Raw genomic sequence first — 14,796 nt, 5'->3', positions numbered from 1 at the left:
AGGATATTATGTACGTCATAATATCCTTTTTATTTTATATACTCATTAAGAAACCTATTAAATTTTCTTTTTTATTAAGTTCTAATTTTTTCCTTAAACGGTATCTGGCTAATTCAACACCTCCATTAGAAATATTCATGATTTCGGCAATTTCCTTGGTTGACATATTCATCAGTAAATAAGTTGATAAATCTAATTCTCGCGGTGAAATTGTCGGGTATTTTTCTTTTAATCTTTTTAGAAAATCAAAATGTACATTTTTAATGTGTTTCTCTAAATCTTTCCAGCTTTTATCTGCATTTACTTCTTTTGTAATACTTCTGTTCAATTTTGTAAATTGAGATTTTGTCGATTCATCTAATGTATCAATATTTATGTCTTTTAGTTTATGAATTATCCCGTTTAAAATTTTGTTTTTCTTCACAACCTGTAAGGAGTTGTTTACTAGCTCTTTATCTTTTGCTAAGATCTTAATTTGAAGTTTGTCATTTTTTAATTTTTCAATCTCTTTTTCTAGGTCAAATTGTTCTTGACGTATTTTCGTTTCTTTTTCAAGGTATAATCGCCTTTGTTCGATGGTTTCGTAATATTTGTTTTTACGAATTTTCATTTGAACCCTTTTACGAATATAATAGATTGCTATAATAATAAGTAAAAGGTATCCTAAATAGGCTAGATAATGTCTATACCATGGTGGCGAAATAGAAAAATTAATAATGGCTACTTCAGATTGTATTCCAAAACTATTTCTCGACTTTAATTTCATGGTGTAATCACCTTCTCTTAAATTGGTATATTCTTTTATTGAAATAGTCGACCAATTGCTCCATTTGCTGTCAAATCCGGCTAATTGATAGGAATATTCTACGCTTTCAATGTTGTCGTATGTAGGGGATGAAAAAGTAAATCGGACATGGTTAGAAGAGTATGGAATTTCGTAATTCTCTATTGTTTTATTACCATTACCTAATACCAAAGTATCTCTCGAAAAAGAAAAACTACGTATAAATACGTTTGGTTTGATTTTTAAATTATTAGTAATATTGGGATCGTAGTGCGCTAAACCAGAGGTTAGTCCAATAAAAACATTTGAAGGATCTATTGTTGTAACCGATAGGTAATTATTTACAAGGTTCCCTGTCATATTCGAAAACTCTGCTACTTTATTTTGATAATGCCCTTTTTTATTCAGCTTCAACATACCCAGTGACTCATTAAATACGTACCAAATGTTGCCATATTTATCTTCGGTTATTGAATTGATGTTTGGAATATTTTTGAAAATGGAACTTACAGATTTGTTTTCAGTAAAGGATTTTTGTTGATTTGAGTATTGGTAAAAATGATTATTCGTTTGAAAGAATATGTTATTTTTTAAATGATGAATACTTCCTATTCCTTTTATTTTTTTAGATAGGTTTTCGAATGTTTTTATGTTTTCAAAATTCTTTAAATCTTGAGATAAAGTCATTTTATATAAAACAGCATCCTTTTTCAGCCATAAATTCGTGGCATCTATTTCAAAAGTGTTCGCTGATTTTTCAAAACCTTCGATTTTGTTTCTAAATTGCCATCCACTTGCTGTGTTTTCAAATATGGCAAAACCATTGTATTTTGCTCCTATTATAAAGTTTGTTTTATTTGGAATTACTTTAAAACCAAAATAACCTTTATTGTCTAATGTTTTAATTGCTTTATTTCCGGAAATTAATAATGCACCTCTGTTATGGGCGCATAGTAACTGATCATTAATTATTTGTAAGTTCCAAGCTTGACCAGTTGTGCCTTCTACTAGTTTAAATGAATCTTCTCTAATTGTATTTTCCCAAGATTGATAAAATACACCTTGGTTTGTAGCTACATATAATTTATTTTGGAATTGTGCTGAAGCATAAACAGTACTTAAGCCATAACTGAACCCAAGATAAGTAATTGGAGAGCTTTCATTTATAAAAGTAATTCCATTGTCTAGGCCAAGCCATAAGTTTTTTTTACTGTCAATAAATGAAGTTAGAACAGTGTTGTTTTGTAGGCCTTTAGTATGATTAATATGTTGTATGATCTTCCCGTTTAGGTCACATACTATAATTCCATCTAGTACGGAATTTAGTTGTATATAATTGTCTTTTATTTTTACTCCACCAAGAGAGCTATTTTTTTTAATAAAGGAATTTGCTTGCGTATTCCAAGGGGCCATTTTTCCATTTTGATATATAAAAAGCCCTTTAGTTAAAGTTGTGATTAGTAATTGGTTGTTTGGCAAAGAGAACATTCCCCAAATTTCAGTATTATTGATATCTGTAGTGCCTTTTAAGGGGGTTAAAACACCATTTTTGTATTCTACTATTCCAAGAGAAGATTCTTGAAGGTATAAGTGGTCGTTTACCAGGAATGAAAATTGGAATCTATTAGGAGCTTCAATTATTTTAAGTTGATTGTTCTTATAACTATAGATTCTTCCAAAGGATTGAAAGATAATTGCTTTATTAACGATGTGTATTTTCCAAATGAAATCAATTAACTTGACTTGCTTTTTATTTATCAATTTTGATATAGAAACATATTCCATTTTTCCTTTTGAATTAGGTTTGAAATAACCAAACTCATTATATCCCCCTACATATACTTTACCAGAGTTATCTATTTTTAAAGATCTGATAGCAGTGGAATTTGGTAAAATGTATTTTCTCCACGATGTTCCATCAAATTGGTAAAGCCCATTGTTATTGGCAAAATATAAATTGCCGTTTTTATCTTGATCAATATTCCAGTTTTGCGTTCCTCCTTTGTAATCGGTTCTTTTATAATTGCGTATATCTGGCAGTCCAATATTTTTTACCTGTGCAAAAATTATCGTTGTGAAAAATAAAAACAAAGCAAAAAAAACGTAGAATTTTGAAGATTTCATAATTATTGTATTGGCTCGTTATAAGTTGTAATGACAGCTGTAAAGTCTTAGTTTTTGTAATGTGAAACGAGATTATTAGCTAAAATACCTCAATTTTAATAATTGTAGGGTTTATTTAATGATTTAACTTTTTGATAATAGCTATTGTTATTTTGTAAACTCTTGTTAATTAAAGTTTTAATTTTTATTTGATGTGTTTTTGTTTAGTTAGTTATTTGGCTTTGATGTGTTTTTGTAGTGATTAATAAATATTAATAACAAAAAAATAACCCTACTATTGTTTCAAATTACTAAATAATTAACCAAAATTTATAGAAAAATGAAATTAACAAAATTACTTATTTTTTGTTTTTCATCTCTATTATTCTCGATTTACGCACAAGCGCAAGACATTGTGGTAAACGGAATAGTAAATGATGAAAGTGGTATGCCAATTCCTGGGGCATCGATTTTATTAAAGGGATCTTCAAAATCAGCCTCTTCAGATTTTGATGGAAAGTTTCAAATGCAAGTGCCTTCAGATGGCATTTTAGCAATTAGTTATATTGGCTATGGAACTGTTCAAGAATCAATAAAAGGGCGTTCTCAAGTGGTTATAAAATTAACATCGCAATCTCAAGATTTGAATGAAGTTGTTGTTGTAGGTTATGGTACTCAAAAGAAGAGTGTTGTAACAGGAGCTATTTCAAGCATTAAAGCTTCTGACTTAGAAGATTTGCCAATTACAAGAGTTGAGCAATCATTACAAGGTAGAGTTTCTGGTTTGACAATAGCCGCAAACTCTGGACAACCTGGTTCTTCTGCAACTATTCGAGTTCGTGGTATTACTACATTCGGAAACAATGAGCCACTTTGGGTTGTTGATGGAGTGGTGGTTGACGCTGGTGGTATAGGTTATTTGAATCAATCTGACATTGCCTCAATAGAGGTGTTGAAAGATGCTGCTTCACAAGCTATTTATGGTGCAAGAGCAGCGACAGGTGTTATTCTTGTGACAACAAAAAAAGGGAAATCTGGAAAAATCAGTGTCAATTATAATGGTTACACTGGAATATCGGCTCCTGCTAGAAAATTAGACTTATTAAATGCTACTCAATATGCCACTTTGATGAATGAGGCTTCAGTAGCAGGTGGTGGAGATATTAAATTTTCAAACCCAGCATCATTTGGTGTAGGTTCCGATTGGCAATCAGCGATTTTTAATAATAATGCAAAACGTGTTGGACATGAATTAAGTTTAAGTGGTGGAAATGAAGTATCAACATTCTATTTGTCTTTTGGTCTTTTGGATCAAGAAGGAATTGTCGCTACTGATATCTCCAACTATATCAGAAAAAATATTAGGTTAAACTCCACACATAAAATCACTAAGAAAATTACTTTTGGTCAAACATTGGGATATTCTAGAGAGAAAAATGTAGGGTTAGGAAATACTAATAGTGAATTTGGAGGACCTTTAAGTTCTGCAATCAATTTAGATCCATTGACACCAATTGTAGAAAGAGATCCAGTTCTTGCAAATCAATCTCCTTACACAAATACAGGTGCAATTAGAGATGCTAATGGTAATCCTTATGGTATTTCCTCTTTTGTTGGTCAAGAAATGTCTAATCCATTGGCGTATATTCAAACAAGATTAGGGAATTATGGTTGGTCTGACAATTTTGTTGGTAATGCTTATTTAGAAGTTGAGCCAATAAGTGGCTTAAAATTTAGAACTACTCTTGGGGGAAAATTAGCTTATTGGGGTAGTGAAAGCTTTACTCCAATATCTTATTTGAATGCTTCAAATATTGTAGCCAAAAATAATATATCAAGAAGTACAAATACTGGCTTTGGTTGGAATATAGAAAATATAGCTTCTTATTCTAAACTTATCAATAGTCATAATTTCAGTATTTTAGTTGGTCAGGGTGCTTATGTTGATAATATTACTAGTGGGAGCGGTGTAACGTATTATAATATTCCTGTTACTAGCTATAAAGATGCTTCATTTAATTATAGTGTTCCAAAAGACCAGATTGACTCTTACGCGTATACTGGATCAGAACATGTTGTAACATCGTTGTTCTCTAGATTAAATTATGATTATAAAGAAAAATATTTGGTAACGGGTATTATTCGTAGAGATGGTTCTTCGCGATTTGGATCAAATAATAGATACGGAACTTTTCCTTCATTCTCATTAGGTTGGGTAGCTTCAAAAGAAGATTTTTGGAAGGAAAACAATGTAGTTAATCAACTGAAATTTAGAGGTGGTTATGGTGTTACAGGTAATGATGCTATTGGTGATTTTAGATATTTAGCTACAATTGGAGGTGGAAGAAATTACACTATTGGGAATTCGGGTTCTGTAACTATAGGTAATAGTCCGAATGCTCCTTCTAACCCTGATTTGAAATGGGAAGAGACAAGTCAAACTAACATAGGATTTGATGCTACATTATTTCAAAATTTTAATCTTTCGTTAGATTTATATGATAAAAAGACAACAGGCATTTTGCAAGATGTTTTGATACCTGGTTATGTGGGTTCTACAGGAAATCCTGTTGGGAATGTAGCTGATATGCAAAATAAAGGTATTGATTTAGAGTTGGGGTACCGTAAAAAAATTGGTCAAGTAAATATGTCCGTTAATGCGAATGTTTCCTATTTAGATAATAAAGTTACTTATTTAGGGAACGGTATTGATTTCTTATCTGGTGGGCAAACTATTCAGTCAAGTACTTACCCTATTACAAGAGTTCAAGTGGGGCAACCATATAATGCTTTCTATGGTTTTAAAACGGCAGGGATATTCCAAAATCAAACAGAGATTAATGAATATACTAATGCAGATGGTGGATTAATTCAACCTAATGCTGTACCTGGAGATTTCCGTTGGAAAGACGTAAATGGTGATGGAAAGATCACATCAGATGACAGAGAGTTCCTAGGTAGTCCAATTCCTAAATATACTTTTGGTTTTACTATTAATTTAGATTATAAAAATTTCGATTTATTAGTTTTTGCCCAAGGAGCAAGTGGGAACAAAATTTTTCAAGGTTTACGTAGGTTAGATATTGGGAATGCCAATTTTCAAACATCAGCTTTAGGACGTTGGACAGGAGAAGGAACTTCAAATACTTTTCCAAGATTGACTACAAATGACACGAATAAAAACTTTAATAATCCTTCTGATTTTTATCTTGAAGATGGTGATTATTTAAGATTTAAAACAATTCAGTTAGGGTATTCTTTGCCAAGCGACGCTATTAGTAAAGCAGGTTTAAGCAAAACTAGAATTTATTTAACTGCCGAAAATTTATTCACTTTCACAAAATATTCAGGATATGACCCTGAAATTGGTGGAGGAGTAATGGGAATTGATAGAGGATTTTATCCGCAAGCAAGAACATTCATGTTAGGTGTTAATTTACAATTTTAATAAAAGATATTATTATGAAACTTAAAAATATAAAATTTTCACTTATTGCTTCTGTTGTACTTTTTACAGCAACATCATGCAGTGAGGAATTTTTAAATGTGGAACCAAAAGGGACAGCATTAGAAGATAATTATTATACTAACGAAACTGAGGCTTATTCAGGACTGGTTTCCGTATATGACGTTTTAGGGAAACAGTCAAAAGGATTTGAGAATATGATTTGTATGTTAAATGCAGGATCAGATGACTTTTATGCTGGTGGTGGTGGTGCAACTGATGGTACCGGAATTCAATCTTTTTCAGATTATTCGATAAGCCCAGTTACAATTCCTGCTAGTTTTTGGAATGATTTTTATCAAGGTATTTTTAGAGCAAATATTCTACTTGAAAAATTGCCTAATGTGCCGATGAATGATGCAACTAAAGCAAGATTTACTGCTGAAACTAAGGCTTTGCGCGGTTATTATTATTTTGAATTAGTGCGAACTTTTAAGAATGTCCCATTAATTACTGAACCAATAGCTACTAGTGAAATATATAATGTTTTACAAGCTAGTTCAGATGATGTTTATGCTCAAATTGAAAAAGATTTGACAGAAGCATTACCTAATTTGCCTAATACAATAAGTGATTTAGCAAATGAAGGAGGACGTTTTTCTAAAGGTTCAGTTCAAGCTTTATTAGGAAAAGTATATTTATATGAAGGGAAAAATACTCAAGCAGCTGCTGCATTTGCTTCAGTTAATGGAACACCAGGGGGCACGAGTATGTATGGTTATAAATTGCTAAATAAATTTGCAGATTTGTGGACTATAAATAACAAGTTTAATTCAGAAGCAATTATTGAAATTACCCATACAGATAAAAGTAATGCAGATTGGGGTAATTGGGGATCAGGATCAGATGAAGGAAACAGTGTTAATGTAATGGTTGGGCCAAGGAGTTTTTCTAGACCTTCTAATTCTACGGCTCCGGATTATGCTTCGGGCTGGAGTTTCAATACAGTGACTCAAAATTTGTATGATGCCTTAAAATCAGACCCTCGTTTTGATGCAACCATTGTTGATATGAAAGCATTAAAAGCGGCAGGACAGGCGGATTATTCTCCTGGATATAAAGACACAGGTTACTTTTTGAAAAAATTTATGCCATTAACATCAGATGTTTCTACAGGTGGAGGCGCTTCAGTTTTAAATTATAAGCAAAATGTATATGCAATCCGTTTGGCTGATACGTATTTGATGGAAGCGGAAGCACTTGGTGCAACTGGAGCAAGAGCACAAGCTTTATTAGATGCGGTTAGAGCAAGAGTAGGCTTGGGCTCTGTGCCTGTTTCTATGGATGCTGTTTTAGCCGAGAGAAGATTAGAACTCGCAGGAGAAGGTCATCGTTGGTTTGACCTAGTAAGAACAGGAAAAGCAGCTGCCGCATTAGCGAGTAAAGGATTTACAACTGGTAAAAATGAAATTTGGCCTATTCCTTTGAAAGAATTGGAAAATACTAAAATTGTTCAAAATCCTAATTACAACTAATATTAAAAATGAATAAGATGAAATTAAAAATAGTTTTAAATAGAGGCGTTTACCTAATGTTTGCTTTGGCTACATTATGTTCACTAAATAGTTGTCAACCTGATGCAGTTGGTGTCGGTAATGGTCTTACTGATGCTAATGTGGATGCTTCCTTTACAGTCACGCCTGTAGAAGGAGCTTCAAATAAATTTACGTTAAGTGCTCAGAAAGCAAATGTAATTGCTTCAAAATGGGATATTGGGGAAGGTACTTTTTCAGGCAAAATGATTGAAACCGTATTTTTTCCGGATGCTGGGACCTATACGGTAACACATACTGCAATTGGTAAAGGTGGAGCTATGAATGCAACCACTAAGGATATTGTAGTTGCAACTTCTGACCCAGTCGCGGGGAATATTATTCAAGGCGGAAAATTTCAAAGCGCAACAGATCATGATAAATGGACTATTTTAAAAATTAGTGATTCGGGAACGAGTTGGTCATTTAATGAAGGAAGTGCTACCGTAAAAGGTGGGGGATGGAATCAGCAAGGAATTTATCAAGCAGTCCAAGTACAAGCCAACAAAGATTATAAAATTGACATGAAAGTATTTGGTAGTGGAGCTATAAATACATGGTTTGAAGTATATGTTTCCAAAACACCACCAGTTCAAAACACAGATTATAGTGCAGATGGAAGAAGAATGGGATTGAGTACTTGGGACGGATGCGCAACAGCTGTATTTTCAGGTAAATTATCAACTGTAGGTTGTGTTGGATCTGGAAATACGGTTCGTTTTACTGAAGCGGGAACCGTTTATTTATTAATTAAATGTGGTGGTGAAAACATTGGTACTACTGGAATTTCAATAACTAACGTTGAAATGCGAGGCAGTAATTAAAGGGAAGTTAGGTTAGGTTTGAATTTTAAGTTGGTGAAATAGCCCATTCTCATTTGATTATGGGCTATTTTTTTAAAACTAAAATAAAACATTACGTTTATTTGTAACTTAGAGTCTTTATTTTGAGACTTTTATTATCAAATAATTATTAATTAAAAAATAACAATAAATGAAAAATTATAGCTTGAAAGTCATTGCTTTATTCTGTTCTTTTACTGCTTTTGCACAACAGCATTCGCTTAAAAAAGAACAGCAAGGATTTATCACTAATGGAAAAAAAATAACGGTATATACTACTGCAGATAGTACGGATTTAAGGTTAACTCCCACAGATAATTTAGTTTTTATGCCTGCGGGACAACCTTTTGAAACAGAAATTTCAGTTTTTGTGGAACCATCTAAAACTTTTCAAAAATTCATGGGAATTGGAGGCGCAATAACTGATGCTAGTGCTGAAGTTTATGCTAAATTATCCAAAGATAAACAGCAGGAACTCATGAATGCATATTATGATAAAGACAAAGGAATTGGTTATTCTTTGTTACGAACAACAATTCATAGTTCTGATTTCAGCAATGGAAGTTATACTTATATCAAGGAAGGGGATACGTCTTTGAAGACTTTTTCTATTGAGCATGACAGGCAATTTCGTATTCCAATGCTTAAAGAAGCAATCAAAACGGCTGGAGGGAAATTATTGACCTATGTTTCTCCTTGGAGTCCACCAGCTTTTATGAAAAGCACAAATAATATGCTAAAAGGGGGCATTTTGTTGCCAGAGTTTTATCAAGCATGGGCAAACTATTATGCTAAATTTATTAAGGCATATGAAAAAGAAGGCATGCCTATTTGGGGGCTTACCATACAAAACGAGCCAATGGCGGTCCAAACGTGGGAGTCTTGTGTATATACAGCTGAAGCTGAGCGCGATTTCTTGAAAAACTTTCTGGGACCAATAATGGCAAAAGAGGGCCTTGGTAATAAAAAAATTGTGGTTTGGGACCACAATCGTGATTTAATGAATCAAAGAGCAAATACTATTTTTTCTGATCCTGAAGCTTCAAAATATGCTTGGGGTATGGGTTTTCATTGGTATGAAACTTGGGCAGGTGGAGCGCAAATGTTTGATAATGTACGCAAAGTACATGAAGCATATCCAGATAAAAAATTACTTTTTACTGAAGGGTGCATTGAAAAATTCGATGCTAAAAAATATCAATTTTGGCCTAATGCAGAGCGTTATGGCATTTCTATGATTAATGATTTTAATAATGGAACTGTAGGATGGACGGACTGGAATATCTTATTGGATCAAAATGGTGGTCCTAATCATGTTGGAAATTTCTGTTTTGCACCGATTCATGCGGATACTAATACAGGAGAATTAATCTATACTCCTTCCTATTATTACATCGGACATTTTTCAAAATTTATTCGTCCTGATGCCAAAAGAGTAAGTACAGCAGTTAGCAGAAGCAGTTTGTTAAGTACTTCTTTTTTGAATACAGATGGTAAAATGGTCACTATTGTAATGAATCAAAGTGACAAAAAAGTCACCTATAATTTATTTGTAGCTTCAGAGAAAACAGTAGTGCAAATCCCAGCTCATGCTATTCAAACATTAGTCTACTAAAAAACAACAATATGAATCAGTATTTAAAAAGAGTACTTAAGATTACCTTTTTTATAACGGCAATAGTTCTGCAAGTAAAATGTTCTTCATCAAGTGATAGTGGTTCAGAGCCAGCACCGCCAACACCAGTACCTCCTGTGACAGTGGTTAATGAAGTTGATTTTTGGTTGACTAAAGGAGATCAAAGCGTAAAACTTCAAAAACAAACAGGTGTCTTGGGGTTTGGAACTTCGGCTAACGGTTATGCTAGTATAGAAGTAAATGAAGCCCAAAAATACCAAACAGTTGATGGCTTTGGTTATACTTTAACTGGGGGTAGTGCAGATGTCATTAATCAACTGACTTCTTCAAAGAAAAATGACCTTTTACAGGAATTATTCGGATCTGGTGAAAGTGCAATTGGGGTCAGTTATATCAGGATAAGTATTGGCGCATCGGATATGAATGCTACTCCATTTACCTATAATGATTTACCAACTGGGGATTCTGATTTGGCTTTAGCAAAATTCAGCTTGGATCCTGACAGAAATGGAGTTATTGCTTTATTGAAAGAAATACTATTGATTAACCCAAAGATTAAGATTGTAGCAACACCGTGGTCAGCGCCTCTTTGGATGAAAGATAAAGACAGTTTTATGGGAGGACACTTGCAAACAAAATATTATGAAGTTTATGCACAATATTTTGTGAAATACATTCAACAAATGAAAGGGGAAGGAATTACAATCGATGCGATTACTCCTCAAAATGAACCTTTGCATGGAGGGAACAATCCAAGTATGGAGATGACAGCAATAGAACAAACTAATTTCATTAAAACAAATTTGGGACCCGCTTTTAAAACAGCAAACATCACTACAAAAATTATTGCTTATGATCATAATTGTGATAATATACAATATGCTAACACCGTATTAAGCGATGTTGATGCAGCTGCTTTTGTAAATGGAACTGCTTTTCATTTATATGCTGGAGATATTAGTGCACTTTCTATGGTTTACGATGCTTTTCCAACTAAAAGCATTTATTTTACGGAACAATTTACGGCTTCTACGGGTGATTTTAAAGGAGATTTAAAATGGCATTTAAAAAATATAATCATTGGTTCTATGCGAAATTGGAGTAGAAATGCATTAGAGTGGAACCTAGCAAATTCAGGTTCTTTTGGCCCACACACCTCTGGGGGTTGTTCGACTTGTAAAGGTGCCATAACCGTTAATTCTAGTGAAAGTTTGGAACGTAATGTTGCTTATTATATTATTGCTCACGCTTCTAAATTTGTTCCGGCTGGTTCTATAAGAATCGGAAGTAATGTTAGTGGTGATTTAAATAATGTGGCTTTTATAACTCCCGAAGGGAAAAAGGTTCTAATTGTTGAGAATGACGGTACTGTTAACACCTTATTTAATATTAAGTTCAATGGAAAATGGATAACAACTTCCCTAGATGCAGGTTCAGTGGGAACCTATGCATGGTAATGAAATTTTAAAACACATTAAACTCAAAATTAGTATATGAAAAAAGGAGCTTTAATAATTACAGTATTGTTCTCAATTGCGTCTTTTAGTCAAGGGTTTTTACATACTAACGGGCAAAATATTGTTGATGGGAATGAGCAGAATCTAATTCTAAGAGGTCTAGGTTTAGGTGGTTGGATGGTTCAAGAAGGCTATATGCTCAAGACCGATCAATTTGCAGGACCACAGTATGTTATAAAACAAAAAATCACTGATTTAATTGGTGAAAAGAGTACCGAAGATTTCTATAAAGCATATAAAGAAAACGGAATTACAAAGAGAGATATTGATTCTCTTGCGACTTGGGGATTTAATTCAGTTCGATTGCCCATGCATTATAACTTGTATACTTTACCTGTTGAAGAAGAAAAAAGTGCAGGAGAGAATACATGGCTTGAGGAAGGTTTTACAATGACTGATCATCTACTAGAATGGTGTGCGGCAAATAAAATGTATTTAATTTTAGATCTTCACGCCGCTCCTGGAGGGCAAGGGAGAGACGCTAATATATCCGATTATGATACGTCTAAGCCGTCTTTGTGGGAAAGCGAAGCCAATCGAAATAAAATGATTGCCTTTTGGAAAAAAGTGGCGGTACGCTATAAAGATAATCCGTGGATTGGTGGGTATGATATTATAAATGAACCCAACTGGAATTTTACGGGAACCAATAATAATGGATGTGATGAAACTTCAAATGGGCCTTTAAGAGCACTTCAAGTTAATATTACGAAGGCAATACGAGAAGTAGATACGAATCACTTAATTATTATTGAAGGCAATTGCTGGGGCAACAATTACAATGGAATTTTTCCGCTTTGGGATGATAACATGGCTATGAGTTTTCATAAATATTGGAACCACAATACACAAGGTGCGATTCAGAAAATGTTGGATTATAGAACGCAATACAATGTTCCAATATGGTTGGGAGAAAGTGGTGAAAATTCTAATGTTTGGTTCAAAGATGCTATTTCTTTAGTAGAATCCAATAATATAGGTTGGGCTTTTTGGCCAATGAAAAAAATAGAAAATATCGCAGGAATTACCTCAGTTAAAAAGAATCCTGATTATGAGATTTTACTTCAATATTGGAAAAATGGCGGAATGAAACCCAGTCCAGATTTTGCTAAAATAGCACTGATGCAGTTAGCGGAAAATTTTAAAATGGAAAATGTGACCGTCAAGCCAGATGTCGTTGATGCGATGTTTAGACAAGTGCAAACGAATGAAACAAAGGCCTATAAAAAACATAATTTACTAGGAAAAATCTTTGCGACCGAATACGATTTGGGTACCAATGGATTTGCTTATTTTGATAAGGATGTAGTAAATTATAAAGTGGATACGGGAACTTTTGAAGAGTGGAATAAAGGAAATTCAATGCGTAATGACGGAGTTGATATTTTACCATGTACGGATGCAATTTCAAATGGATTCCAAGTTTCATTTATAGAAAATGAGGAGTGGTTGCAATTTACATTAGATTCAAAATCAAAAAAAACGTATGATGTTGCAATTCGATACGCAAGTTCAAAAGCAGATGGGAAGCTACATTTTGAAATGGAAAATGGAATGAAATCATCGGGTATAAAACTTCCAAGAACGGGTGGTGATGCGGTATGGAAAACGGTTGTTTTGCATGGATTAGATTTAAATAAAGGAATAAATAAAATCAAAGTAGCTTTTGACAAAGGAGGTTTTAATCTTAATTATTTTGAATTTATAAAAAGTAAAAAATAACTATTTACACTAAGGTCAATCAATAGAAATCAACATCTTTAAAATATTATTTATAATGAAAAACATTGCTTATAAAATAACATTGTTATCTTTTGTTTTGCTATTCGCATTTCTGTCTTGTAGCGACAATGGAGGAACTTCAAATGAAGTGCCTGTAGTTGTGCCGTCAAATTTATCGGTTAAAGCTACAGTTGTTGGTACATCTACTGCAAATCCTAATGGAGATGGGAGTGGCGTAGTGAATTTTAAAATCACGGCGAATAACGCGGTTTCTTATAAAATATTGGTTGATGGAAAAACGATTGAACAAACCTCTGGAGATTATTCATATACTTTCAAAACGGCAGGAACTAATACATTTACGGTTTATGTGTCAGCATATAATGGAGTAAATTTTATTAGTTCTTCGGTTGTGGTGGTGGTTAATGTAGCTTTAAATTTAATTTGGTCAGATGAGTTTAATGTAGATGGAGCTCCTGATGTCTCTAAATGGAATTTGCAAACTTGGGATCCGGGTTATGTTAATAACGAACTTCAATCTTACACCACCCGTGCAAAGAATATAAAAGTGGAAGACGGCCTTTTGAAAATTACAGCACTTAGAGAAGATTATGGTAAAGGGAAGTTTACTTCTGGAAGAATAGAAAGCAATGGAAAATTTGAATTTACTTATGGTACAATTGTGATAAGAGCAAAAGTACCTACTGGAGTTGGTACATGGCCAGCTGTCTGGATGCTAGGTAGTAATATTGGTAGTGTTGGATGGCCAGCTTGTGGAGAGTTAGATATTTTAGAATCTGTGGGAAAAAATTTAAATCAAAATCACTCTTCGTTGCATTCACCAGGAAGATCAGGAAATACGCCTGATACAGGAATTATAAAAGTTCCTAATAGTAATACAGAATTTCATATTTATAAAGCAAGTTGGACTGCTACCGATATTAAGTTTTATGTTGATGATGTCTTGTATTATACTTTTCAAAATTCGGATAAATTTCCATTCAATAAAAACTTTTATCTAATAGTAAATTTAGCTATGGGAGGCGTTTGGGGAGGTGATGTTGATCCCAATTTCACATCTTCCACTTTTGAAATTGATTATGTTAGGGTTTATAATTAGGGTTTTATTGTTTATTATTGCCCATATTTTGGCTG

General features: G+C 33.3%; 8 protein-coding genes. 7 read left to right on the top strand and 1 reads right to left on the bottom strand.

What is annotated here, in order from left to right; genetic code table 11:
- Nucleotides 1–34 precede the first annotated feature (34 nt).
- Nucleotides 35–2,908: a triple tyrosine motif-containing protein gene (locus AB3G39_RS16540; protein WP_369765731.1), complete on the bottom strand. Its 2,874-nt coding sequence runs from the start codon at nt 2,906–2,908 to the stop codon at nt 35–37.
- A gap of 319 nt (nt 2,909–3,227) precedes the next feature.
- Between AB3G39_RS16540 and AB3G39_RS16535 the strand changes: the two genes are divergently transcribed.
- The 7 genes from AB3G39_RS16535 (at nt 3,228) to AB3G39_RS16505 (ending at nt 14,761) form a co-directional block, all read left to right on the top strand.
- On the top strand, nt 3,228–6,335 hold the full coding sequence (locus AB3G39_RS16535; protein WP_369753082.1) for a SusC/RagA family TonB-linked outer membrane protein: 3,108 nt from the start codon (nt 3,228–3,230) through the stop codon (nt 6,333–6,335).
- A gap of 14 nt (nt 6,336–6,349) precedes the next feature.
- Nucleotides 6,350–7,867 carry a RagB/SusD family nutrient uptake outer membrane protein gene (locus AB3G39_RS16530; protein WP_369765730.1) on the top strand — a complete coding sequence of 506 codons (1,518 nt, stop codon included), beginning with the start codon at nt 6,350–6,352 and terminating at the stop codon, nt 7,865–7,867.
- Nucleotides 7,868–7,884: 17 nt separating this feature from the next.
- Nucleotides 7,885–8,748 carry a PKD domain-containing protein gene (locus AB3G39_RS16525; RefSeq protein WP_367773441.1) on the top strand — a complete coding sequence of 288 codons (864 nt, stop codon included), beginning with the start codon at nt 7,885–7,887 and terminating at the stop codon, nt 8,746–8,748.
- 169 nt (nt 8,749–8,917) lie between these two features.
- Nucleotides 8,918–10,381 carry a glycoside hydrolase family 30 beta sandwich domain-containing protein gene (locus tag AB3G39_RS16520; RefSeq protein ID WP_369753083.1) on the top strand — a complete coding sequence of 488 codons (1,464 nt, stop codon included), beginning with the start codon at nt 8,918–8,920 and terminating at the stop codon, nt 10,379–10,381.
- A gap of 11 nt (nt 10,382–10,392) precedes the next feature.
- Entirely contained in the window at nt 10,393–11,859 is a 1,467-nt protein-coding gene (locus AB3G39_RS16515) for a glycoside hydrolase family 30 beta sandwich domain-containing protein (protein ID WP_367773444.1), read from the top strand.
- Nucleotides 11,860–11,895: 36 nt separating this feature from the next.
- The gene (locus AB3G39_RS16510; RefSeq protein ID WP_367773447.1) at nt 11,896–13,641 is read left to right on the top strand and encodes a cellulase family glycosylhydrolase; all 1,746 of its coding nucleotides are present in this window, start codon (nt 11,896–11,898) and stop codon (nt 13,639–13,641) included.
- 55 nt (nt 13,642–13,696) lie between these two features.
- Nucleotides 13,697–14,761, top strand: a complete 1,065-nt coding sequence (locus AB3G39_RS16505) for a glycoside hydrolase family 16 protein (protein ID WP_369753086.1) — start codon at nt 13,697–13,699, stop codon at nt 14,759–14,761.
- Nucleotides 14,762–14,796 lie beyond the last annotated feature (35 nt).

Source organism: Flavobacterium sp. WC2416, assembly GCF_041200095.1.
GTDB lineage: Bacteria > Bacteroidota > Bacteroidia > Flavobacteriales > Flavobacteriaceae > Flavobacterium.
The sequence above is the reverse complement of the archived record's forward strand: the minus strand, read 5'-3'. Positions and strand labels throughout refer to the sequence as shown.